This is a genomic window from Rhizobium sp. WW_1, from assembly GCF_003610155.1.
GTDB lineage: Bacteria > Pseudomonadota > Alphaproteobacteria > Rhizobiales > Rhizobiaceae > Rhizobium > Rhizobium tropici_A.
Genome location: NZ_RAIN01000031.1, coordinates 1 through 22627 on the forward strand (window position 1 = coordinate 1; position 22627 = coordinate 22627).

Genomic DNA, 22627 nt, shown 5'->3' on the forward strand with positions numbered 1-22627 from the left:
TCATCTTCGCTTCCTTTGATAGAGCTACGATGAGCCGAAAATCCTCTCTTCTCAATTAAACCAATTCTGTCTCAAGGGCGCTGATGTCGGACAGTTTGATGCCCATAATCATGCGCTCCGCGTCTTTGGGAGTATGAGGATCGTGTCGTGGTCGCCGCGGGAGGTCAGATCGCCTGCGACCATAGCTTACAAGAACCGCACAATGGATATCCTGAATTTCTTGATTGCGGCAGGAAAGAATAACCTAATGATGTGTCGAGCATAGATAGTGAGGAAGCGTAGGCTCCGCTCTTAATCATGAATGACTGCGGTTATGGCTTGAGTGCAACAGCTATGTCACCCGGCCTCGTTCATCAGCAAGCCGACGAGGATTTAGTCCGAACGGCGACATCGGGGCTACCGGTGGCGTGTTCTCGATTAACTGGGAGAGGGGCGGCGGCGTCTGCGTGGGTCAAAACCTGATGAAGACACCTGTGGTCGAAAATTTACTTAGCATTTCCATGAGCTTAGATGAACTGAAACGCGAGTAGCGACGTAGCTGAGGCACGGCTATTGAATCACCCTATGCAAGATCAACAGATGCGAGGTGAAACAATGTCGAACGAACAGGTGAATTGGCTCCTGAAAGTTATCCAACCCGAGCGGAGCCTGGCATCCCTCCCTGGAGGTGCCAGTTTCGACCAGGACGCTCATGCCGCGCTGCTCGGCCTCCCAGCGGAGGTCTACGTAACTGAACTTGGCTGCTTGCAAAGGGAGGCATCGGAAGCGGCCAGCGCGCTGCTTGCGGATCAGGACGTTGGATCGATGATCGATCGCCTGCCGCTTCGAAAGGGGGACAACATCGTGGCGTTCGGCGATAGCCTGACGTCTGACCAGCAGTCCTGGGCGGTCATTCTGCGAGAGATGCTGACGACGCGCCGGGCCGCCGATGAGATTTCGATGACGATCAGCGCTGTGGCGGGCGAAACGACCACCCATGGTCTCGTTCGCTTCGGAGAGATTGCAAACTCACAGCCGGACTGGGTCTTCTTCCTGATCGGCACCAACGACGCGCGCACGCAAGGCCCGCACCCCTCAAAAACGCTTGTCCATCATGAGGAGACCGCGCGCAACATTGCGGAACTGCGTCAACGCGTTGCCGCGGAAACCAAGGCCCGCACCATCTGGATCACTCCGCCGGCGGTCAATGAGGCGCAGGTTGCCGCGCACTGGGGTCTTGCCCGGTTCAGCGTTCGGTTCCGCAACGAGGACTTGGGACGAATAGCCGAGATCGTCCGCAATGGCGATGTGCCGGTCATAGACGCCTTTGCTTCACTGGGCAGCCCGCCTCCTTCCGATCTCCTCATGGACGACGGATTGCATCTCACTTTGGCAGGCCAGAAGCGAATGGCGTTCGAGGTGATCCGTGGTTGGAGCGCACTCAGGTGAGATACCTCGTCTTCGGAGCCACCGGCAACGTCGGCTCAAGGGTAGCACAACGGCTCATTAACTCCGGGGCGCGCCCGTCCGTTTTCGTTCGCAGCGCGAAGAGAGCCAAAGCTCTGTTTGACGATCAGGTTGACATCCATGTTGGGGACCTCGACAATCCTGGCAGTTCGTTGGCCAAGGCGTTGGCCGATGTCGACGGGATTTTTTTGGTCACCGATGGACCGGATCTTGAAGAGCACGATCGAGTGGTCTCCTTTGCGGCCCGCCGGGCAGGCGTCAGCCATGTGGTCAAGCTCTCGACGCTCGACGTGCGAACCGGGATTGGGACCGGTCCTTGGCACGCACGGGGCGAGGATGCCATTCGGGAGAGCGGGGTGGCGTTCACGTTCATTCGGTCAGCCGGTTTCATGTCCAATGCCCTCAGTTGGACGCAGTCCATCCGCGGGGAGGGTATGGTGCGCTCATCGACGGGTGTGGGCAAGATCGCCTTCATCCATCCAGACGATATCGCCGCCGTTGCTACGGTCTCGCTGATGACGCGCGACTATGATGGTCAGGCACCTGTAATAACCGGCCCTGAGGCGCTGTCCTATGGGGAGATGGCGGCGGCGATAGGTAGGGCCATCGGCAACCCCGTTCGCTTTGAGGAAGTAACGGACGCACAGGCATATGCTCGGACGGCCGAATGGGCCGGGGAGGGCGCCTATGCAGATGCCCTAGTGGACATCTGGCGCGCCGTGCGCGAGAGCCGGCTTGATACGGTGACGGATGACGTCAAGCAGATAACCGGACGGGAGCCAATCTCGTTCAATCAGTGGGCCGCGGAGAATGCGTCGTCGTTTCAGTAATTTTGCGGTGAGCCGCCCTTAAACGAATTCACGTAGACCAGCACGGTGCGGATTGCCTCGCTCTTTGCGCCGGCCCGCGAGAGGGGGGCGTGCGCTCCCCCGTGCACGAGCGATTCCACCAGGCGAGGCAGCACAAAGAGCATCCGCTCCGCCTCGTCATTGCTATAGCGCGCCGGGTCGACAACGCTTGACAAGGCCTGTGTGAAGGTATGATGCAGCGCGTGTCTGAAGCCGCGAGCACTCTGCGGAACAACGGCCGCGACAACATCGTGCAGTTCGGCAACCTCAGCATGCGCATCCACCAGGCCCAAGACGAGTTCGCGTGCGAATTCCTCCAGCGAAGTCGAAGCGCAGTCAGATGTCGCTTGCGTGATGACCCGGCGCACGTCGTCGACGTGTCGGTCGTGAAGAGCTTCGAAGATCGCGCGCTTGTCGGGGAAATATTGATACAACGATCCGACGCTGACGCCGGCGACCTCGGCAATGCGATTGGTGGTAATAGCCTGGATCCCATGGCGCTTGGCCACGAGCTGGACCGCGCTGAGCACGAAGTCGACAGTCTGGCGCGAGCGTTGCTGCCTCGGCTCGCGCCGCGTAAGGGTTCTTCCGTCGGTCTGCATGCTGCCTTGCCGTGCATCGTCGCTGGGCCAAATATCGGAGTCGAGCATAACAGTTTCAAAATCCCCGAACAACGGGCCGATGCGGCGGAGTGCTGTGGCGCCGATGGTGACAACCGTTCACCAAACGGCTTGATCAGAAAGCAACTCCAGTCAATAAGTCGCGATGGATGGGATCGAACTGGAGTTGCCATCGTCAGAGTTGAGCGGGTTAGTTTTATATGTCGAACCTTGATCATAAGGAATGGGCCAGGATCAACGATATCACCTTGATAATCCATGGCACCAAGAGCCTCGCAGAGATGCGGAAGTTCTTTCTTGAGGCGATCCGGCTTCTCGTTCCATACGAAAAGGCGATGTTTTATCTTGCGGACACGAGCAGCGGCGACGTCACTTTGCACAGCCCGGTTTTCGTAAACGTCGATGCTAAGTTCGCGAAGGCCTATGAGGAATCGGTCCAGAGCGCCGTTTTCGGTAGGGTCGCGATCAACACGCATCGGTCGATCGCTTATCGCGACACCGACATCATGTCCGAGGCCGTCCGGATCAATAGCGACGTTTACAACTCGCTGCTATCTCCGAACGACGTGCCCTTCGGCGGCGGCGTTATCGTGACGAATGATGGACATCCCACCGCCGAGCTGACCCTTTTGCGCACGAAGCGACAGGGTGACTTCACCGCAAAGGACCTGTTTATATTCGACGTACTGAAGAACCATCTCGAAATACGGTTCGCCCAGCACGCCGTCCCGGCAACGGGACCAGCGGCGACGCGCGACGTCACGGCGAAGCTTGTGGCCAAGGGGCTGACCGGGCGAGAGGTCGAGATCGTCGAATTGATCGCGCGCGGCACGGACAGTGCCGACATCGCCGACAAGCTCAGCATCAGCGTGTTCACGGTGAAGAGACACATCCACAATGTTTTTGCGAAGCTCAAGGTGAAGAAGCGCACGCATCTCGTGAGCCTGTTGGCGGAGCTTTGACGAGACGGCTCGCGATATTTTCCGTGCCTCGATTCACGTGTTCCTAGTCCAGCAGGTGTAGGAAAGGTGTAGCACTCTACACCCCTCGTACCGATAAATGATCCTTCAGTTCGATTTCTGAAGCCACAGCCTCCCGATAGTTTTCGCTCGCTGGTCTCCCGACCTGGCAACAAGAAACATCAAGGGGAATTAGATGAAATCGACGAGAACATTGGTCGCGGCCACGGCGCTGCTGGCTTCGACGGCCGTTGGGGCGTTCGCCAAGGACGCATACAAGATCGCAACCGAGGGTGCCTATCCGCCATTCAATTTCGTGGATCCCTCCGGCAAGCTCCAGGGCTTCGAAATCGAACTCGGGAACGCGATCTGCGCAAAGATGGAGGCGAAATGCGAGTGGGTCATCCAGGACTTCGACGGAACGATACCCGGTCTACTGGCGGGAAAGTTCGACTTCGCGATGACGTCGATGTCGATAACCCCGGAGAGAAAGAAGACGATCGATTTCTCCGACAAATACTATTCGACCGCGGCCGTGTTCACGGTGCCAAAAAACTCGACGATTACCGACGTCTCGCCGCAGGCCCTCCAGGGCAAGACCATCGCCGCGCAGTCGTCGACAATCCATGCGGCAATGCTCGAGGATAAGTACGCCAGTGTGACCACGCGGCTGTACCCCACACTGGACGAAGCGTTCATGGACCTGAAGTCCGGACGTGTCGATGCCGTCTTCGGCGACAAGCTCGCCACTGCTCCCTGGCTGAAGTCCGAGGCGGGCGACTGCTGTCACACCGTCGGCGGCGACATCACCGACCCGTCTTTCGGCCCCGGCGTGGGCGTGGCCTTGAAGCAGGGCAATGACGAGCTGAAAGCCAGGCTCAACAAGGCCATCAAGGACGTCGTCGACGATGGCACCTACAAGTCCATCAACGACAAGTATTTCCCGTTCAGCATCTATTGATCGGAAAAGCCTCGGCGGCGTCCTCCCAAGCCGCAGACCGATTGGTTCAGAGATGATGCCGCATAGCGTCTCTCCCGACGGCGCGGGATTGAAACAGATCCCGCGGGTGGGTCACGGACCATATCGACAAATCCAAGACGAACGGAACGCGTGCGATGGAAAATCCGACACCTGCATCAACCAAGTCGCCTGTGGCGCTCGGTGCCCACGACATCCATAAATCCTTCGGAAACCTCGAGGTGCTCTCGGGCGTGTCCCTCGAAGCATGTCGGGGCGATGTTGTGGCGCTCATCGGTTCCTCCGGGTCCGGCAAGAGCACCTTCCTTCGTTGCCTGAACCTTCTCGAGGTGCCCGACAAGGGAGACATCAGGGTCGGCGACGTGCGCATAGACTTTAAGTCCGGCCCCCGAGCGAGGCGTGTGGTCTCCGACCGCCGCCAGGCGGAAGCACTCCGCCGCAGGACCTCCATGGTGTTCCAGAGCTTTAACCTCTGGCACCACATGACCGTGCTCGAAAACATCATCGAAGCGCCGATCCATGTCCACGGCCAGACGCGCAGGCAGGCCATCGAAAAGGCCCGTGAGCTTCTGGATAAAGTTGGGTTGTCCCAACGCGAGGACTACTACCCGTCTCAGCTGTCGGGCGGTCAACAGCAACGCGCCGCTATCGCCAGGGCGCTGGCGGTGGACCCGGACGTGATCCTTTGCGACGAACCAACGTCAGCCCTGGACCCCGAGCTCGTCGGGGAGGTTCTCAAAGTCATGGCTCAGCTCGCCGCCGAGGGGCGAACGATGATCGTCGTCACGCATGAAATGGCGTTCGCCCGCGATGTCGCCTCCCATGCGGTCTTCCTCCACAAAGGCAAGATCGAGGAAGAGGGTCACCCATCCCGCCTGTTTTCAAATCCATCGAGCGAGCGCCTGGAGCAGTTTCTGTCGCCCTTTCGGAATGGCGGCTTCGGCGAGCCCAGTGGCGGGAGAGGACATCCGATTTCCCCGCGAGCGGTCGTATCTTGAGGGGGAGCCCGACATGATCATATTGGGTGCCGACATCGGCGCTTGGAGCGGGCAGTTGCTGGCCGGAGCGTTGGTCAGCGTGGCGCTTGCCGTCGCCACCGTCCCCTTCGGAATGGCCGTTGGTGTAGCGGTTGCGCTTGCTAAGGATTCCAGCAATAGAGTCCTGAGCGCTTTCGGCGAGGGGTACACCACCGTTTTTCGGGGCCTTCCCGAACTTCTGACACTGCTGCTTGTCTACTATGGGCTCCAGATGGCGTTCCAGATCACGGCGGAATGGCTCGGCCTTTCGGTGACCGTCAACATCAACCCATTCGTCGCGGGCATCCTCGCGCTCTCCCTTGTCTTCGGAGCTTATTCGAGTGAAGTCCTGTTGGGGGGGCTGCGCGGCATCGAGCGAGGCCAGATCGAAGCCGCAATCAGCGTGGGGATGACCCCATTGACCGCGTTCGTCCGGATCAAGTGGCCGCAGGTGCTCCGCCTTGCACTGCCGGGACTAGGGAACAATTGGGTCGTCCTGTTGAAGGACACATCGTTGGTATCGGTGATCGCGCTCAACGATCTTCTGAGGCAGACATCGCTGGCTGTCGCGAGCACCAAGGAGCCGTTCGCGTTCTACGCAGTCGCCTGCCTTGGATATCTGTTGATGACGATTGTTTCCAACATGCTCCTGATGCTTCTCGAAGCGAGGGCCAACCGCGGCTGGAGGCCGATGTCGCCATGAACTGGGAGCTTTTCGAAAGATTCGGACCGCGACTGATAGACGGTCTGTTCGTGACGATCCAGCTCAGTGTGATCTCCGTCGTGCTCGGACTCATCCTGGCGGTGCCGCTGGCCGTAGTTCGGGCGAGACGCGGGACTTTGGGCTCGTGGTCTGCGTTTCTCTTCACCTACTTGTTTCGCGGCACCCCACTGCTCGCACAGGTGTTCCTGGTCTACTATGGGTCTGGCCAGTTCAGGCAGACGTTCGAAAACGCCGGACTCTGGTGGCTCTTCCGTGATCCCTACTGGTGCGTCCTTGCCACGTTCACCCTGAACACCTCCGCTTATCAGGCCGAGATTCTGAGAGGCGCGATCCAGGCAGTCCCGGCGGGCCAAATCGATGCGGCGAAGGCGGGTGGCATGACACCCTTTCAAATCTTCCGGCGGATTACCATCCCCCAAGCCGCTCGGCTGGCCCTTCGTCCGTTCGGCAATGAATATGTCATGATGGTGAAGGCAAGCGCGATCGCGAGCGTCGTCACCGTCTTCGACCTAATGGGCGTGGCCCGTCTCGCCTTCCAGCGCACGTTCGACTTCCAAGCCTACATCGCCGCAGCCGTCCTCTACGTCCTGGTCGTCGAGATATTCCGCAGATGCTGGGTCGCGATGGAGCGAAATCTCAACAGATACATGCCCGCGAGACACTGACAATGACATGTAAGGAGACACCAATGCCGAAATACTATCCCGTTGACTCGCTGAAGGCTCCCAAGTTCTGCGGCGTCAGGACCTTCATGCGCCTTCCTCACATCCAGACGACCGAGGACGTCGACGTCGCCTTCATCGGCATCCCGTTCGACACCGCCGGAAGCTACCGCACGGGCCAGCGTTTCGGACCGGCGGCAATCCGAAACGCCTCGGTGATGGTCCGCGCCCATAACCCGATCCAGGAGATCACGATCTTCGACTATATTTCGGGTGTGGACTACGGCGATCTGTCCGTGGTGCCCGGCAACATCGAGGAGACTTACCGTCTGATCGAAGAGGGGCTGCAACCCATCCTCGACGCGGGTGTAATCCCGATCTGCCTCGGCGGCGATCATTCGATCACCTTGGGCGAGCTGCGCGCCGTCGCGAAGAAATATGGCCCGGTCGGGCTGGTCCACTTCGATGCCCATGCAGACACCGATGACGAGCCCTTCGGCCTCAAGTACAATCACGGAACGCCGTTCCGTTGGGCGATCAAGGAAGGTCTTCTCGACGTCGACCACTCGATTTCGGTCGGCATCCGCGGCTCCATGTATCATCCGAACGAGGTCAAGGACTCCGAAGATCTTGGGCTGAAGGTCATTACGGCCGACAAGATGCGGCAGCTCGGCATGGCGGAAGTCACCCGGCAGATCAAGGAACGGGTCGGCGACAAGCTCGTGTTCTTCACCTTCGACATCGACTTCATCGATCCGGCTTACGCGCCAGGGACCGGGACCATCGAGCCGGAAGGCTTCACGAGCCACGAGGCGCTTGCGCTCGTCCGGTCGATCAAGGACCTCAACTTCGTGGCGTTCGACGTGGTCGAGATGCTTCCGGAGTTCGATCCATCGATGATCACCGCAAACCTCGCTTCCCATGTCGGATACGAGTTCGCGACCATCGTCGCTCTGCACAAGAAGAACGGCGCGCCTTATCTCGCTAAGCTCAAGTAATCCTCGGGAGCCGACTATGCTGGATTTCCTCCGCGCGGAAATGCCGAAACTGACGGCGATGCGCCGTGAGCTTCACGCCAATCCGGAGCTGTCGCTGCAGGAGCGGTGGACTTCCGGGTTCGTCGCCGCGCGCCTTAGGGAATACGGCATCACGGTGGTGGAGGGTGTCGGTGGCCACGGGATCGTCGGCGTCGTCCAAGGCAGTGCGTCAGGCCCCGGCGTGGCGCTCCGTGCGGACATGGATGCGCTGCCGATCACCGAGGAAACGGGGCTGTCATATTCTTCGTCTCGTTCCGGCGTGATGCATGCCTGTGGCCATGACGGCCATATGGCGGCTCTCATCGGCGCCGGCGCGGCGTTGGCTAAATCGCGCGATTTCGTCGGCAGCGTCCACCTCGTCTTTCAGCCCGCCGAGGAAATGTATGGCGGTGCTCAGATAATGATCGACGATGGCCTCCTCGAGCGCTTCCCCAGCCGCCAGATTTTCGGGCTCCACAACTGGCCGGGTTTACCCGTGGGGGAGGTGATGGTCCATGACGGTCCGGTGATGGCGGGAGCGCGGGACTTCAACGTCGCCTTCCGGGCGCACGGCGGTCACGCGGGGATGCCCCAGACGACGGGCGACCCGATCCTTGCGGCAGGCCATTTCGTGACGGGACTGCAGCAGGCGGTCGCGCGGGCGGTCGATCCGTGTGACCCGGCGGTGGCGACCGTCGCCATGATCCAGGGCGGCAGCGCTCACAATGTCATCCCCGATCTCGTCAGGCTGCAGGGGACGCTCCGTGCTTTCGACACGGCGACGCTCGGGCTGCTTTGCAAGCGGCTCGAAGCGGTCGCGGCAGCTGCCGCGAACATCGCCGGCAGCATGTCGAAAGTCGATTACGAGGACTTCATGCTCAGCCCGGTGGTCAACACGCCCACGGAGCGCGATCAGGTGCGCGAAGCGGCCCGGCGAGGAGGCCTCGCCATCCACTCTGGCCGAGCCGTCCCATCCATGGCAGGGGACGATTTCGGCGCCTTTCTGCAGCACCTCCCTGGCGCATACGCCTGGATCGGAAACGGTGACGGTCACCGATCGGCGCACCTTCACCAGTCGAACTACGATTTCAACGACGATATCATCGTCCCTTCGGCAGCGCTCCTGGTGGAAACCGCCCGCGTCGCGCTCTCGTCGGCCCAATAGACGGAGAAGTGAAATGAAAGGCATTGCGTCCGTCGCTCTGCAGAACCTCAAGCGGCCCGGTTTGCTCGAATCCCGCGCCTATCTCCATGGCGACTGGCATTCGTGCCGCCGCTCGTTATGACCAAGGCCGAAGTCGACGAGATCGTGACGATAGCTGAAGCCGCGGTTCACGCTGTGATGGATGAGCTGGCCAGAGAAGGCGTGAAGCTCGCATAGGTTCCTTGAAATGCCCCGCTCGTCGACTGTACTCGCTGGAGTGCCGCCGGGTAGGGCGCTTTATTCGCGTCCGCGGGAGACCACATTGACCGAAGAGTGCATTGACGTCGTTTCGAGGATCAGGCGAGAACATGACTCGCTCGGAGATGTCGACGTCGACATCGATGCCTATTATGGCGCCCAGACTGCGAGGGCGATGTCGAACTTCCAGATATCGGGCATACCAATCTCATACTATCCGGTATTCATCAGAGCATTGGCCCATGTGAAGAAGGCCGCCGCGCTCGCGAATTGTGAGCTTGGAGACCTAGATGGTTCAAAGGCCGCAGCTATCGCCAAAGCCTGCGATGAAATTGCGGCCGGGATGTTTGCCGACCAATTCATGATCGACATGTTCCAAGGTGGCGCAGGAACGTCGACCAATATGAACATGAACGAAGTCGTGGCCAACCGGGCGCTTGAACATCTAGGGTTCGACAAAGGGCGCTTCGACATCCTCCACCCGAACAACGACGTCAATCTCTCTCAATCCACAAACGACGTCTATCCCACCGCCATCAGGCTGGCACTGCTCCTCAGCTATCGGGAACTCTCATCGTCGATCGACGGATTGTCATCTGCCTTCGAGGCGAAAGCCAACGAATTCAAGGATATTCTCAAGCTGGGGCGAACACAGTTGCAGGACGCCGTCCCCATGACCTTGGGCCAGGAATTCAAGGCCTTCGCAGTTACGCTCCGTGAAGACATCCTTCGTCTCTACGACGCAGCCCGCCTCCTCAGGGAAGTCAACCTCGGCGGCACCGCTATCGGTACGGGGATTACGGCCGATCCCAGATATGCGACTGTCGTCATTCCAAAGCTGGCCGAGGTGTCAGGCGTGGAATTGGTTCCGGCTGCCGACTTCATCGAGGCCTGCTGGGACACGGGAGCCTTCGTGCTCTTCTCGGGAACGCTCAAGCGAACCGCGGTCAAGCTTTCTAAGATTTCGAACGACCTGCGACTTCTGTCGAGCGGTCCGCGCGGAGGCATCGGCGAGATCAACCTTCCGCCCATGCAACCAGGGTCTTCGATCATGCCGGGCAAAGTGAACCCAGTCATTCCCGAGGTGGTCAACCAAGTCGCGTTCCAGGTTATCGGTGCGGACCTTGTCGTGACCCTCGCGGCGGAGGCGGGACAGCTTCAGCTCAACGCCATGGAGCCTGTCATTGTTTTCAACCTGCTTCTATCCATCGCGCTTTTGACGAATGCGATCGACACGCTGCGGACGAAATGTGTGGTTGGGATAACAGCTGACGAAGACCGCTGCAGGCAGCACCTGGAGGCTGGCACCGCCCTCGCGACCGCGTTGACATCGGTAATCGGCTACGAGGCGTCGGCTAGTCTGGCCAAAGAAATCCTTGCGAGTGGGAGGTCGCTCAGGGAACTAGCTGAGGATGCCGCGGGACTTCCCAAAGACGTGGTTGAGCAATTACTTGACGTGAAAGGTCTTACGAGCGCTTCGCGACTAAGGCGACAGAAGCCCTAATCTCCTCGTGCAGCAACTAGACCATCATCTCGGCTGTTGCGCTCAAAGCAGACGTTAAGCCGTCGGAAAGCCGCTTTTTGCGAGAGATATTTGCGGCACGGATTTTCCTGTGTGAACTGGCGTCGCAGAATGACCCCACCCATCTTTGAAATAACAACGGTTTGCCACGCCGATTAGCTCCTAATCACCGCGCCGATTCACATCCAGGGTCCAGTCGATCGTGAGCTACCTTCATTTCACTCGACTTCTGTTCGGCCTCGCGCAAGGTTGCACAACTAATATTACTGCACCCTAGGATGTTGCCGCAGGCGAGTCGAAAATGACGAATTCCATCAGTACGGACAAGAAGCATAGCTCTCTATCGAATGCGAGCGGCAATAGCTCCAAGGCGAGCAAGCGCCTGAGTGTCCAAGATGTTTTCCCTCCCTCTGTCGGTTCGAGTACATTCTCCAAGACATCAAGCACCGCGGGTGCAAAAAAGCCAACACCAGTCACCCCAACGCCTGAAATAGCGACAAGCGGGTTTATGGCGTCATTGAAGGCAAAGCTCTCGACAACGTCAGATGATCCAGAAAGCTACTTACGCTCGCAATCTATGTTGAGCGCCTTGAAGGCAGGCAAGCTGACCGTGACCGACGCTACGCAGGGTAAGGAAATAACTGCCTGGGACAGCGACACAAAGGGAAAGCCATCCAAAGCGGATAATGTTGCCAAAAGCGATTGGGTCACGTTCCTGAATGATCATCTCAAACGTGACGACCATGGCGCATTCCAGAAAACGATGGACGGCAGCTACGTGGACAAGCAACCCGGGGAAAATGCTTACTTTGGAAAAGTTGCAGGGAAATATTATTATGTGACCTGGCCAGGCAGCAAGACATCCGTGTAGAGCAAGCTTCCTCGGAAATGGTGTCAATCAAGTCCGGGTGCCACGGTAAGAAAGCGGAAGAAGGTAGCCTGGGCGTTCTCACACAGCACGACTACAACCGATGTTTTTTATTTCGTAAGATTGAGGTAAGAAGCAGTGCAGCTTTGTACTGTATCCACAGAAGAAGGCCATTGATGAAATGCAAGTTTCTTCTAACAGATACACCATGCAAATCGCTTTATCTTCGCAACCCGCTTCGATCCTAAGCGATGTCGGGTTGATGCAAGACAACGAATCGAAGAATAAAATCGCGACTGAATGCGCAGCTGTCGGCAATAGCAACTCCCTGAGCTCGTCGACATCATCATTGCAGTCCCCGCTGGCCATTTCCGCTCTGGACAAGGCTGCAACGAGAACCTCGTTCAATTATAGTGGCCCAAATCTGGCTGTCGTCACAGCTACCAACGACAAGGCAATAGCCTCGGGGTTGAGCGGCGGCTACAATCCGAACGACCCCAATTTCATGAATGCCGCCAATGCCATCGCCGGTGCCCGCTATGAAGGTCGCCTGACTGGGGAAGTCACCTCAGATTTCCTCTCCAACGTTCAGAACTACCACAATTTGTCAGATGCCATCGTTCAAGGAATGCAAGCTCGCTTGAGTTCGATCGCCGTTAGCACCTCCGACCAGGCAGGCTCGGCATCCTTGTAAAAGGACTTTGTCGACAATCGCGTTGGCGGCCGAAGGAACGATGAAAACTTTCAGCCAGATTTTTGATGGGCCCCGCGAAGCGGCGCCGTCTTCAGGGCGAAGTTATTCTTCGGCCACTCAAACTTTGGCAACACCGGCGCTCAGAATGGCAGTTCTCGCGCTGTAGCTTTCCCATGTGAATTTCGGTTTACTAGGCCGTTAGCGGACCGCTAATCAGATTAACCAGGCGTTCAGCGAAAGCGTGTTGACCTGTTTAGCTACGAGTCTAGTCTCTTCGTCATTCCATGTTTCTCGATGCGCGAGAGCCGATCGCATTGTAAACGCGTAAAGGATTTTAAAAAGCAGTTTCATTGGCTATGGAAGCACAAAGCTCCGCACCGGGCGACGATCTTGAGAGAAGCAAGGCGCCAGCGGTGCGGCCATATGCCATTCTTGCCCGGAACGCGAGGACAGCGCCATATTCCGTCACGGCCCGGGCAAGCAGGTGTAACTCGTTCGCAGGGGGGTGGGCGACGATAATCGACCATTTGTAAATGCCCCTATCGGACAACATCCCAGCAATTCATGCCCGATCGCGCCGAAGTTTCATCCGCGGGGCCGGACATGTGATGATGCGCCATCAGACCGATAGTTCGATCACCAGTACGCCGTAGCCAGCGAGTTCGGCCGAGTCTGATATCGCTTTGTTGGTTAGCAGTTCGGTACCTGCAGGCAGATTGACGATCTTCGTTTCGTGCTCCGTATTGAGGACGAACAGCAGCCTCCTGCCGTCGCCCTCGCGTAGCGACACTTCGACGCCTGCTGGCAGATCCTGCACCAGCGGCGTGGCAACGCTGTCGCCGACGAGAAGCTCGCGAATGACCTCCGCAAGTGGCGCCGTCAGGTAGGTGCCAAGATAATAGACCTGACCGTTGCCATGACGGCGGCGGGTCAGCATCGGCGTGCCCTCCAGGAAGCGATCGGACCAGGAGCCAACGGTCTCGGTGTCCGCCGTTATCTCCAGCTTCTCGTAGAGATGGCCCGCTTCCAGCTGACGATTGCCGATCGTGTAGGCGTATTTGCGCGAGGCCGAGGTTGTCGGCGGTCGTGGCGATGGCTGGTGGCTGCCGATACCGCCCTCGCGGAAGCCGGTAAACAGGCCGTCCGCGCCTGGTCCCGAAATCGGGCCGAATTCATAGACGCGTACGCCCGAAAGCTCCGAGAGCGCCTTGCCCGGTGCCTGGGTGCGGATGATGTGGTTGTTGTCGTCACGGGTTCCGGTCATTGCCGACAGGATGAGCGTGCCGCCATCGGCAACGAACTTCTCCACGGCTGGCGACCACTCCTCCCTCCACATGACCCAGTGGGGAACATAGAGGGCCTTGATGCGTGAGAGATCGTCTTCCGGATGGATGAAGCCGCAGGCAACACCGGCCTGATAACATGTGCGGTGCAGATGGGCAGCATCCTGCATCGGGCTCGGCAGGCCGATCGCATACGTCTTGTAGGCTTCCTGATTGTCGAAATCCGCACCGGCGATGGCAATATCGATACGGACGGTGGTGCCGAGAAGCTTGTCCTCGATCTTGCGGATGTCGGACGCGAATTGCCTGGCCTCCTCGTAACGGCGGCGCGGCACGTCATCGTGATCGATAATGCCGTTCCAGTAGATTTCGGCGCCGAAATGCGCTGGCCGCCAGCGGAAGAACATCAGACCGTCAGCGCCGCGCGAAACGGACGTCATCGCCATGCGGCGCATCTCGCCGGGCTCCGGTACGGAGGAGGAAAAGCCCGGCTGGCTGCCGAGGCCCGACGCCTGTTCCGGAACGATGAAATTGCCGGAATAGGCGCGGCATTGGTCGAGATGGAAGGCCTGCGTAATCGCATGGCCGCCACCGCGGCGCATCTCATCATAGAGAAACGGATAGATGTCGAAGCCGATGAAGTCGAGATCCTGGCCGAACTGGCTGCGGAAATTGATATCTGCGAGGTTGCCGAGATTGTGGAAGATGAACCATTCAGAATTGGTGACTCTCAGGATCTCCACCTGATCGTGCTGGAAGAGGGCCGTCGCGAAGGCGAGGAAGCGGTGATAGTCCTGTGCGTGACCGGGGCTCGAGAAGGACGGATTCATCGGCTTCGGAAAGACGATCTGGTCGAAGGTCTGGTACGCCGTTGCCCAGAAGTCGCCGCCCCAGGCAAAGTTCAGCGCGTCGATCGTTCCATATTTGGCGCGGCAGAACTTCTGGAATTCGATGAGCGCCGAAGGCGAATAGCTCTCAGACGTCGTTGTGTTCAGCTCGTTATCCGTCTGCCAGCCGATGACATGAGGATTGTCGCGGTAATGCTCGGCCATGGCACGGGTAATGCGCTGGCTGTGTCGGCGCAGTACCGGGCTCGTCGTGTCGCAATGCTGGCGTGATCCATGGCTTGCCTGCCTGCCATTGGCATCGACGCGCAGGACCTCGGGGTACTTTGCCGTCAGCCAGCGCGGCGGCGTTGCTGTCGGCGTGCAGAGAATGGTCTTGATACCGTGTCTGGCCAAGCCGGTGATCGCCTTGTCGAAGAGCGAGAAATCGAAATGGTCCTCATGCGGCTCCATGATATGCCAGGCGAATTCCGCCATGCGAACCGTGTTGAAACCGGCGGCGGCCATGCGTTCGGCATCGCGGTCCCAATAGCTCTCGTCGACATGTTCGGGATAATGCGGCACGCCGACCATAAAGCCGTCGAGGTTGAGCGTCCGCCAGACCGAGAGCGGCTTTCTTTCCAAAACTTTCATGAGATCACAAGCTTTCCTTACAGAGAGGCAATGATGGGCTTCGGCCGGCTGAGGGTTCTGCCATCGGGGCCGAAGAGGTAGAGCGAGGACGTGGAGGCGGACAGTTTGACCTGCTCGCCGGCCGAAAACCCGGTCGCATTGCCGAGCTGAATGGTGAAATTGCGCGTGCCGCTTTCAGAACCGATCGTGGCAAGCGGGCCGCCGTCGACGTAGAGAATGGTTTCGCGGCCGAGTTGCTCGACGAGGCGGACTTTGCCATCGAATGAAATGGCGGCGTCCGGGATGGAGGCGCCGATCTTCAGCGATTCCGGCCGGATGCCGAGGGTGAGGCTCGCTTTTGTTTTGAGGTCACCGACATCGGCCACCGGAACCTGGACTGTCGTGGCAGCACCTTCGAGCGCGACTTCGGCCACGCCGTCACGAAGGGAAACGAGCTTTGCGGTAACGAAATTGATCCGTGGCGCGCCGAGAAAGCCGGCAACGAACTGATTTGCCGGGTTGTGATAGAGACGAAGCGGCGCGCCTTCCTGTTCGATGATGCCCTTGTTGAACACGACGATACGGCTTGCCATGGTCATTGCCTCGACCTGATCATGCGTCACATAGATCATCGTCGAGCCGAGCTGCTGATGCAGCGTCGAAAGCTCCACGCGCATTTGTGTGCGCAGCGCCGCATCGAGATTGGAGAGCGGTTCGTCGAAGAGGAAGACCTCCGGCGAGCGGGTAATGGCACGGCCGATGGCGACGCGCTGGCGCTGGCCACCAGAAAGTTGCTTCGGGCGCTTGTCGAGTTGGTCGGAAATTCTGAGGATTTCGGCGGCGCGCTTGACGGCGGCGTCGATCTCGGCTTGCGGACGCTTGGCCATCTTCAGGCCGAAGCCCATGTTCTCAGCGACCGTCATGTGCGGATAAAGCGCATAGGACTGGAAGACCATGGCGATGCCGCGATCACCCGGCTCCTCGCGCGTTACATTGCGGCCGTCGATCCAGATCTCACCCGAGGAGATGGTCTCGAGCCCGGCAATCGTCTTCAGCGTGGTCGACTTGCCGCAGCCCGACGGGCCGACCATGACGATGAACTCCCCCTTGTCGACGGAGAGGTTCACCGAACGCAGGGCATGATAGCCGCCATAATATTTGTCGACATCGATCAGCTGTACATGGCTCATGAATAATACTCCAAATCGTCTCAAACGGCGCTGAGCGCGTCAGCCCTTGACGGCGCCCATGGTCAGGCCCGCGATGAAATGCTTCTGCATCAGGAAGAACATCAGGACCGGCGGAACGGCGACGAACAAGGTTGCCGCCGCCACGATGTTCCAGGCCGAGGTCCATTCGCCCCTGAGGTTGTTCAGGCCCGCCGTCACCGGCTTCACGACGTCGCTCTGGGTGAGTACGATCGCCCAGAAATAATCGTTCCAGACGAAGGTGAAGATCAGGATCGCAAGGGCTGCAAGCGCCGGCCGCATCAGCGGTATGACGACATGGCGCATCGTCTGCCAGGGGGACGCGCCTTCCGCACGCGCGGCCTGGAACAATTCGTCAGGCAGTGCCGCGATGAAATTGCGCATGAACAGGGTCGCAAAACCCGTCTGGAAGGCGACATGGAAAATGATTAGAGCGAAATAGGTGTCGTAAAGGCCAACCGAGACCATGAGGTCGCGCACTGGGATCATCATGATCTGCGCAGGCAGGAAGTTGCCACCGACGAAGAGCGAGAAGAGCAGGGCATTGCCGCGAAAATTGTAGCGCGCGAGCACATAGCCGGTCAGCGTCGACAACACGAGCACCAGCAGCACCGAAGGCAGGGTAATGATGAGGCTGTTGATGAAATAGCCCCACATGTTCGTCTGCTGGAAGATGGACTGGAAGTTCTCGATGAGATTGAAGTGCTCTGGCCATGTCCAGTATTTGCCGGCCATGATTTCATCGGCCGTCTTGGATGCCGTCAGCATGACGGCAAGGAGCGGCAGCAACCACAATATGAGAATGAGGCCGACGAAACCGGCATAAAGGCCGCGGAGTGCCGGCTTTTCTTCGGGGATAGGGCGAGGATACATCAGCGCGTCTCCCGTTCCATGCGCACCATGACGCGCAGATACCAGGTGATGAAAACGATCATGATTGCGAAGAGGATAGTGGCGATCGCAGCGCCGTAGCCGAAGCGGTAGGAAAAGATCGACTGCTCGTACATCTGGTAGGCGAGCACCTCGGACGAGCCGAAGGGACCGCCCGATGTCATTACCGCGATCATGTCGAATGATCGCAATGCACCGACGACGGTAACGGCGAGGGCGATGAAACCTACCTGGCGCAACTGCGGCAGGACGACATGCCAGAGCATATTCCAGCCGCGCGCCCCGTCGACACGTCCTGCCCCGATGATGTCGGAGCTCAGGTTGTTGAGGCCGGCGAGAAAGAGCACCATGCAAAATGCGATCTGCGGCCAGAGCGCTGCTATAACCACGGCGAAGGTGACGAAATGCTCGTCTGCGAGCAGGGCGGGCGCCGCAGCACCGAAGAGGCTGAAGATGAGGGCGAGAAGTCCGTAATTCGGATCATAGACCCAGCCGAAAACGACGCCGACCGTGACGGTCGCCAGCACGAGCGGAATGAAGAAAAGCGACTTCAGGATCCGCATGCCGGCGATCTGCTGGTTGACGAGCAGCGCCAGCGCCAGTCCGAGCGGCGGTGCCGCCATGAACATGACCAGCCAGATGATGTTGTTCTTCAGCGAGACGTAGAATTGCGGATCGGCGAAGAGTTCAAAATAATTCGCCAATCCCACCCAGGTCTTCTGCCCGACACCGTCCCAATCGAAGAACGATATCCAGATCGATTCCACCGAGGACGCGATGATGATCGTCCCGAACAGGATGCATCCCGGCACAATGAAGAGAACAGGCGTCAGCCAGTTCCTGTGCTTTTTCCACATGGCTCAGACTTCTTTGTTCGATAATTCAAGGCGCCTCATGAGGCCCACATTCTGGAGGTGCGCGCGGCGAGAATCCGGGCCGCAAAATCCGTGACCCGCCGCGCCTTGGTCCGGGAGGACTATTTGAAAATGCGCGCGCGCGTCTTTTCGAGCCGCGCCAGAATCTGGTCGCGCCGCTCGGGCTTGACCGTGAATTCCTGGAAGCCCTTCATGCCGTCCTGCGCCATGTCGGGATCGGTGTCGCGGTCATAATATTGCGATGTTCCCTTCACGCTCTTGAGCGATTCCACGGCGACATTGACCATGGGATCCTTGCTCGGCGGGCAATCGTTGCGCGGCGGAATGGTGCCCTCGGCTTCGAGGAATGCGCCGAGATTTTCCGGCTGATAGAAGTAGGCAAGGAAATCGCGCGCGCCCTGGCGGTTTTTCGCCTTGGCGGGGATATGCACCGAGTTCACCGAGAAATCCTCGTAGCGTTCGACGCCGGAGGTGATTTCCGGGAAGGGGGCGAAGGCGAGCTGGTCGTGGTCGCTCGCCGGGAAGGCGGATTTGATAAAGCCGCCAAGATCCATCATCGCCGCCTTCTTCTGCGCCAGGGCGGCGCCCGCCTGCTCCCAGCCGAAGGACGGCCCGCTTGCGGAGAAGAAATTGGCCTTGATGAGTTCTTCCCATTTGTCGAAGACCGGCTTCAGCATCGCGTCAGTATAGGCGATCTTGCCTTCCATTAGGGCAAGATGCTTGTCGAGCCCGTTGATGCGCAGGTTCATGTGGTCGAACCAGCCGCCGGTCGGCCACAGTTCCTTCGTGCCCATGCTGATCGGGGTCATGCCGGCGGACTTTGCCGCTTCGCCGAATTTCAGGAAGTCGTCCCAGTTCTTCGGCGCCGTCCAGCCCTTTCCGGCGAAAACGTCCTTGCGATAGAAGAGGCCCCAGAGAATGCCGCCAAGCGGCAGACCATACTGCTTGCCGTTGACGGTGACGGCCGTCATGGTGGCGCCCAGCTTATCGCTGTAGCCCTCCTTTACGAAGAGGTCGGAAATGTCGTCGAACAGTCCGCGGTCGACGAAAGCCTTCATTCGGTTACCGGAGAACCAGAAGCAGATGTCCGGGGCGCCCACGACCAGGTAGCTGCGGATGGCCGTCTTGTGGGCCTCGTGATCCATATTGTTGATGGTGACTTTCGTTCCCGTCCTCTTGGTAAAGTCGGCCGCAATGCGCTCCAAGACCGTCCGCTGATCGGCATTGCCGATATCCGAGATGATGGTCACTTCGCCGCCATTGGCAATTGCCGGGCGATAAAGGGCCGTAGCCGCCAGGGCGGCGCCCGTACCGATCATGAACTGGCGCCGAGACGCCCTGATTGCGTTGATGAGTGAAAGCTCGTTCTTCGATGCCATCTTTTCCTCCCGAGGCATATCAAATCCAGGCCCGCCCACGGATGTAGGCAGCCGCTAACCTTCAGAAATTTTGCAATAAACCAGCATTTCCGCTTGCGCCGATGCAAGCGGACATTCCTCCATTGCCTTGTGCCATTGCATACCGTATCTTCCGAGAGGCAACAATAGTTAATTTACAAAATAAATTTAAAGGAACACCGTGCGCGGCAACCCTAGTACCTCCCGAGCCCTTAACCGTCGGCTCATCCTCAACCTGCTGCGAAACCGCGGGGCTATGCCGCGTGCCGAAATCGCCACTGTGACGGGCCTCAGCCCGGCGGCGGTGACATTCGTGGTCACGGAATTGATTGAGGAGGGGCTCGTCGTCGAAGGAAAGGCGCAGACGGGCGCGACGGGACGCCGGCCGGTGCCGGTCGATATCAACTATGACGGCCATCTGGCAGTTGGATTCAAGCTTCGCCACGACAGCATCGACTGCGTCCTGACCGATCTCGCCACGACGCCGATCGCGTCTTTCGATATGCCTGTGCCGGACACCTTGCCGGAAACGATGGTCGAGGCCATCGCGACGGCGATCCCGAAGCTTCTGGCTGATGCCGGCCGCAGCGGCTCGCCGGTCATGGGTGTCGGCGTTTCCATCCCCGGCGAGGTGGATGCGGTCAGGGGTATCTGCATCCAGAGCCCGCGCTTCGGCTGGCGCAATCTCGCGTTCCCCGAATTGCTGCGTGAGCGAGTTCATGTCCCGGTCTGGATCGATGACGACATCAGCGCCTTCACCGTCTCGCAGCGGCTCTTCGGTGCTGGCCGCAACTACAGCAATTTCGCAACAATTGCGGTGGGCACCGGGGTCGGATCATCGCTGGTTATGGGTGGAGAAATATATCACGGAAGCCATGGTCTGGCCGGAAAGCTCGGTCACGTCATTACGGTTCCCGGCGGACGGCTTTGCGAATGCGGAAGAAGAGGCTGCCTCCAGGCACATGCCGCCGAACCGGCAATGATCGAAGAATGGGGCAGGCGTCGCGGCAGAGCGGCGACGCGCGATGAGTTCGTGGCGGCAATCGAAAGCCACGATGGGGACGCTGTAGAAATTATGGGCCAAGCCGGCGAACTGATCGGGCGCCATCTGGCGGATCTGGTCAATTTGTTCGATCCGGAAGTGCTCATTGCTGGCGGCGAAGCCATGCAGTTTGGCGATGTCATTCTTGAGCCCATCCGGCGCTCCATGGCACAACATATTTTTCTGAACACGCCTGAATTGCTTCCGGATTGGGTGCCGGGTTCATGGGCGCGTGGCGCTGCCGCTCTGGCGACGCAGCATGTCTTTGATCTGGATGTCCAATAAGTAGGCAGGCCCTCCCACAACAACGCGGTCAACCGCGTGTGAATCGGCGTTGCCGAATGGCCCCGCCCATGTTTGAAATATCAATAGCTTATGACGCCGATTTGCCCCTAATCATTGCGCCGATTCACAACCGGGTTCGTAGTGCGCGTCTGATGATGGCGGCAATCTTAACTGCGTGCTTCGCAAAAGTTGGACAGGGTTTCCGTTAGATCCCGGAATGGCCAGACTTTGGCGAAGCCCGCAATGTTGGCCTTCGGCGGATCAATCGCGGATTTCTCCGCTACATCTCGGCTAAAAGACGCCCGCTAAGAAGAACTCTCCCCCATCCGCGCAATCGTTAAGATCTGTCAGCCGGCGTCGTAGCGCACTCGAGCGTCCTGAATGATATCCTGATTGGTGTCGGCCCAGGTGACGAGCGCCATCACCGGCGCAAGCAACGTCCGTCCGACATCGGTCAGTTCGTAGTCGACGCGAGGCGGGATGGTAGGAAATAGCGATCTCTTCACCAGCCCGTCGCGCTCCAGTCCGCGCAACGTCAGCGTCAGCATCCTTTGCGAGATGCCGTCAATACGGCGACGCAACTCATTGAAACGGACAGGACCATCCTTGAGCGTGGCAATGATGTACAAGCTCCACTTGTCGCCGACCAGATCAAGGATTTCCCGGACCATCCGGCAGTCGTAACCATCGCCGGGGGTAGGAAAATCAGTGTGACTGAGTGCCATGAATGTGCCTTCTTGCGGGAATTTTCCCAGTTACCATAATAGTGTCAGTAACTATTAATTACCACGAAACCCTGCAAGGAACAATCATGACCAACACTCTACTCGTCACCTCAAGCCCGCGCGGCGCTGAGGGCTTATCTACGCGTTTTGCAACCGAGATTGCCGAAGGGCTCAAGGCCCGCTCCGGCGGTACGATCACCGTCCGCGATCTGGCTACCGAGCCACTGCCGCATATCACGCCGGCCTACATCAATGGCCGTATTGCTTCGCCGGAGGCTCGCACCGCGGAACAGGCGGAAGCCGTCAAGCTTGCCGAAACGCTGGTTGGCGAAATCCGAGCCGCCGATATCATCATCCTCGGCTCCAGCATGATCAACTTCGGCCCGTCCTCTTTGCTCAAGGCGTGGTTCGATCATATCATCTGGCCGGGCGTGACTTTCGGCTATGGCGAGACCGGTCCAATTGGGCTGGTGCCCAACAAGAAGGTCTATCTCGTGACGGCAACCGGCGGCGTGTTCTCGGAAGGAAAGTATGCCTCGTTTGACTTCCAGACAGGATATCTGCGCCATCTGCTCGGCTTCATCGGGCTGACCGATGTCGAGCTCGTGCGCGTCGAAGGCACCGTCTTGGGACCGGATGTCGCCAACGCAGCCATTGCCGCCACGGAAGCGCAGGTTCGCGCCGTGCTCGAACGCGCCGCGTAAGCGA

Annotated in this window: 21 protein-coding genes and 1 pseudogene; 15 read left to right on the top strand and 7 right to left on the bottom strand. The window is 58.9% G+C overall.

Annotated elements, in window-relative coordinates:
* Positions 1–594 precede the first annotated feature (594 nt).
* Together BJ928_RS36485 and BJ928_RS36490 are read left to right on the top strand one after the other, a co-directional pair.
* Positions 595–1428 (top strand): GDSL-type esterase/lipase family protein, encoded by an 834-nt coding sequence (locus tag BJ928_RS36485; RefSeq protein ID WP_047636526.1) that lies wholly within the window; start codon positions 595–597, stop codon positions 1426–1428.
* The gene (locus tag BJ928_RS36490) at positions 1425–2276 is read left to right on the top strand and encodes an SDR family oxidoreductase (protein ID WP_047636525.1); all 852 of its coding nucleotides are present in this window, start codon (positions 1425–1427) and stop codon (positions 2274–2276) included. Before BJ928_RS36485 ends, BJ928_RS36490 begins: the two co-directional genes overlap by 4 nt.
* On the opposite strand, the gene BJ928_RS36495 is transcribed toward BJ928_RS36490, so the two are convergent.
* Entirely contained in the window at positions 2270–2944 is a 675-nt protein-coding gene (locus BJ928_RS36495) for a TetR/AcrR family transcriptional regulator (RefSeq protein ID WP_052228017.1), read from the bottom strand. The genes BJ928_RS36490 and BJ928_RS36495 overlap by 7 nt on opposite strands.
* 170 nt (positions 2945–3114) lie before the next feature.
* Here BJ928_RS36495 and BJ928_RS36500 point away from each other — a divergent pair, with 170 nt between their 5' ends.
* From BJ928_RS36500 to BJ928_RS36545, 11 genes and pseudogenes are all read left to right on the top strand, one after another.
* The gene (locus tag BJ928_RS36500) at positions 3115–3876 is read left to right on the top strand and encodes a helix-turn-helix transcriptional regulator (protein WP_047636524.1); all 762 of its coding nucleotides are present in this window, start codon (positions 3115–3117) and stop codon (positions 3874–3876) included.
* A gap of 193 nt (positions 3877–4069) precedes the next feature.
* Positions 4070–4834 carry a transporter substrate-binding domain-containing protein gene (locus BJ928_RS36505; protein ID WP_047636523.1) on the top strand — a complete coding sequence of 255 codons (765 nt, stop codon included), beginning with the start codon at positions 4070–4072 and terminating at the stop codon, positions 4832–4834.
* A 155-nt stretch (positions 4835–4989) separates the two neighbouring features.
* The gene (locus BJ928_RS36510; protein WP_082012031.1) at positions 4990–5850 is read left to right on the top strand and encodes an ATP-binding cassette domain-containing protein; all 861 of its coding nucleotides are present in this window, start codon (positions 4990–4992) and stop codon (positions 5848–5850) included.
* A gap of 13 nt (positions 5851–5863) precedes the next feature.
* Positions 5864–6571 carry an ABC transporter permease subunit gene (locus BJ928_RS36515; RefSeq protein WP_052228016.1) on the top strand — a complete coding sequence of 236 codons (708 nt, stop codon included), beginning with the start codon at positions 5864–5866 and terminating at the stop codon, positions 6569–6571.
* On the top strand, positions 6568–7257 hold the full coding sequence (locus BJ928_RS36520; protein WP_047636522.1) for an ABC transporter permease: 690 nt from the start codon (positions 6568–6570) through the stop codon (positions 7255–7257). Before BJ928_RS36515 ends, BJ928_RS36520 begins: the two co-directional genes overlap by 4 nt.
* A gap of 23 nt (positions 7258–7280) precedes the next feature.
* Positions 7281–8252, top strand: coding sequence for an agmatinase (speB, locus tag BJ928_RS36525; protein ID WP_047636521.1), 972 nt, complete (start codon positions 7281–7283; stop codon positions 8250–8252).
* A 16-nt stretch (positions 8253–8268) separates the two neighbouring features.
* Positions 8269–9435, top strand: a complete 1167-nt coding sequence (locus BJ928_RS36530) for an amidohydrolase (protein WP_047636520.1) — start codon at positions 8269–8271, stop codon at positions 9433–9435.
* A gap of 52 nt (positions 9436–9487) precedes the next feature.
* A pseudogene (locus tag BJ928_RS39630) lies at positions 9488–9651 on the top strand (aspartate aminotransferase family protein); the annotation flags it as partial.
* 10 nt (positions 9652–9661) lie between these two features.
* On the top strand, positions 9662–11176 hold the full coding sequence (locus BJ928_RS36535) for an aspartate ammonia-lyase (protein WP_082012030.1): 1515 nt from the start codon (positions 9662–9664) through the stop codon (positions 11174–11176).
* A 319-nt stretch (positions 11177–11495) separates the two neighbouring features.
* A complete protein-coding gene (locus tag BJ928_RS39635) occupies positions 11496–12065 on the top strand; it encodes a hypothetical protein (protein ID WP_047636518.1) in 570 nt (189 codons plus the stop codon).
* 178 nt (positions 12066–12243) lie between these two features.
* The gene (locus BJ928_RS36545) at positions 12244–12756 is read left to right on the top strand and encodes a hypothetical protein (RefSeq protein WP_147413982.1); all 513 of its coding nucleotides are present in this window, start codon (positions 12244–12246) and stop codon (positions 12754–12756) included.
* 619 nt (positions 12757–13375) lie between these two features.
* Here BJ928_RS36545 and BJ928_RS36550 read toward each other — a convergent pair.
* The 5 genes from BJ928_RS36550 to BJ928_RS36570 all read right to left on the bottom strand — a co-directional run bounded on the left by BJ928_RS36550 (position 13376) and on the right by BJ928_RS36570 (position 19849).
* Complete coding sequence (locus tag BJ928_RS36550; protein ID WP_047636514.1) at positions 13376–15517, bottom strand: beta-galactosidase; 2142 nt, start codon at positions 15515–15517, stop codon at positions 13376–13378.
* Between the two features lie 17 nt (positions 15518–15534).
* Entirely contained in the window at positions 15535–16686 is a 1152-nt protein-coding gene (locus BJ928_RS36555) for an ABC transporter ATP-binding protein (protein ID WP_047636512.1), read from the bottom strand.
* Between the two features lie 39 nt (positions 16687–16725).
* Entirely contained in the window at positions 16726–17577 is an 852-nt protein-coding gene (locus tag BJ928_RS36560; protein WP_047636511.1) for a carbohydrate ABC transporter permease, read from the bottom strand.
* The gene (locus tag BJ928_RS36565; RefSeq protein WP_047636509.1) at positions 17577–18452 is read right to left on the bottom strand and encodes a sugar ABC transporter permease; all 876 of its coding nucleotides are present in this window, start codon (positions 18450–18452) and stop codon (positions 17577–17579) included. The genes BJ928_RS36560 and BJ928_RS36565 overlap by 1 nt, the downstream gene beginning before the upstream one ends.
* 119 nt (positions 18453–18571) lie before the next feature.
* Positions 18572–19849 carry an ABC transporter substrate-binding protein gene (locus BJ928_RS36570; protein WP_052228014.1) on the bottom strand — a complete coding sequence of 426 codons (1278 nt, stop codon included), beginning with the start codon at positions 19847–19849 and terminating at the stop codon, positions 18572–18574.
* A gap of 199 nt (positions 19850–20048) precedes the next feature.
* On the opposite strand from BJ928_RS36570, the gene BJ928_RS36575 reads away from it, so the two are divergent.
* Positions 20049–21194 carry an ROK family transcriptional regulator gene (locus BJ928_RS36575; RefSeq protein ID WP_047636508.1) on the top strand — a complete coding sequence of 382 codons (1146 nt, stop codon included), beginning with the start codon at positions 20049–20051 and terminating at the stop codon, positions 21192–21194.
* Between the two features lie 347 nt (positions 21195–21541).
* Here BJ928_RS36575 and BJ928_RS36580 read toward each other — a convergent pair whose 3' ends face one another.
* Positions 21542–21919 (bottom strand): helix-turn-helix domain-containing protein, encoded by a 378-nt coding sequence (locus tag BJ928_RS36580; RefSeq protein ID WP_047636505.1) that lies wholly within the window; start codon positions 21917–21919, stop codon positions 21542–21544.
* A gap of 86 nt (positions 21920–22005) precedes the next feature.
* Between BJ928_RS36580 and BJ928_RS36585 the strand changes: the two genes are divergently transcribed.
* Positions 22006–22623, top strand: coding sequence for an NAD(P)H-dependent oxidoreductase (locus BJ928_RS36585; protein ID WP_047636504.1), 618 nt, complete (start codon positions 22006–22008; stop codon positions 22621–22623).
* Positions 22624–22627 lie beyond the last annotated feature (4 nt).

Excerpts from the sequence above, each read along its gene's own strand:
- BJ928_RS36485 (WP_047636526.1), top strand. The coding sequence starts at position 595 with ATGTCGAACGAACAGGTGAATTGGCTCCTGAAAGTTATCCAACCCGAG.
- BJ928_RS36495 (WP_052228017.1), bottom strand. The coding sequence starts at position 2,944 with ATGCTCGACTCCGATATTTGGCCCAGCGACGATGCACGGCAAGGCAGC.
- BJ928_RS36500 (WP_047636524.1), top strand. The coding sequence starts at position 3,115 with ATGTCGAACCTTGATCATAAGGAATGGGCCAGGATCAACGATATCACC.
- BJ928_RS36505 (WP_047636523.1), top strand. The coding sequence starts at position 4,070 with ATGAAATCGACGAGAACATTGGTCGCGGCCACGGCGCTGCTGGCTTCG.
- BJ928_RS36510 (WP_082012031.1), top strand. The coding sequence starts at position 4,990 with ATGGAAAATCCGACACCTGCATCAACCAAGTCGCCTGTGGCGCTCGGT.
- BJ928_RS36515 (WP_052228016.1), top strand. The coding sequence starts at position 5,864 with ATGATCATATTGGGTGCCGACATCGGCGCTTGGAGCGGGCAGTTGCTG.
- BJ928_RS36520 (WP_047636522.1), top strand. The coding sequence starts at position 6,568 with ATGAACTGGGAGCTTTTCGAAAGATTCGGACCGCGACTGATAGACGGT.
- speB (WP_047636521.1), top strand. The coding sequence starts at position 7,281 with ATGCCGAAATACTATCCCGTTGACTCGCTGAAGGCTCCCAAGTTCTGC.
- BJ928_RS36530 (WP_047636520.1), top strand. The coding sequence starts at position 8,269 with ATGCTGGATTTCCTCCGCGCGGAAATGCCGAAACTGACGGCGATGCGC.
- BJ928_RS36535 (WP_082012030.1), top strand. The coding sequence starts at position 9,662 with ATGCCCCGCTCGTCGACTGTACTCGCTGGAGTGCCGCCGGGTAGGGCG.
- BJ928_RS39635 (WP_047636518.1), top strand. The coding sequence starts at position 11,496 with ATGACGAATTCCATCAGTACGGACAAGAAGCATAGCTCTCTATCGAAT.
- BJ928_RS36545 (WP_147413982.1), top strand. The coding sequence starts at position 12,244 with ATGCAAGTTTCTTCTAACAGATACACCATGCAAATCGCTTTATCTTCG.
- BJ928_RS36550 (WP_047636514.1), bottom strand. The coding sequence starts at position 15,517 with ATGAAAGTTTTGGAAAGAAAGCCGCTCTCGGTCTGGCGGACGCTCAAC.
- BJ928_RS36555 (WP_047636512.1), bottom strand. The coding sequence starts at position 16,686 with ATGAGCCATGTACAGCTGATCGATGTCGACAAATATTATGGCGGCTAT.
- BJ928_RS36560 (WP_047636511.1), bottom strand. The coding sequence starts at position 17,577 with ATGTATCCTCGCCCTATCCCCGAAGAAAAGCCGGCACTCCGCGGCCTT.
- BJ928_RS36565 (WP_047636509.1), bottom strand. The coding sequence starts at position 18,452 with ATGTGGAAAAAGCACAGGAACTGGCTGACGCCTGTTCTCTTCATTGTG.
- BJ928_RS36570 (WP_052228014.1), bottom strand. The coding sequence starts at position 19,849 with ATGGCATCGAAGAACGAGCTTTCACTCATCAACGCAATCAGGGCGTCT.
- BJ928_RS36580 (WP_047636505.1), bottom strand. The coding sequence starts at position 21,919 with ATGGCACTCAGTCACACTGATTTTCCTACCCCCGGCGATGGTTACGAC.
- BJ928_RS36585 (WP_047636504.1), top strand. The coding sequence starts at position 22,006 with ATGACCAACACTCTACTCGTCACCTCAAGCCCGCGCGGCGCTGAGGGC.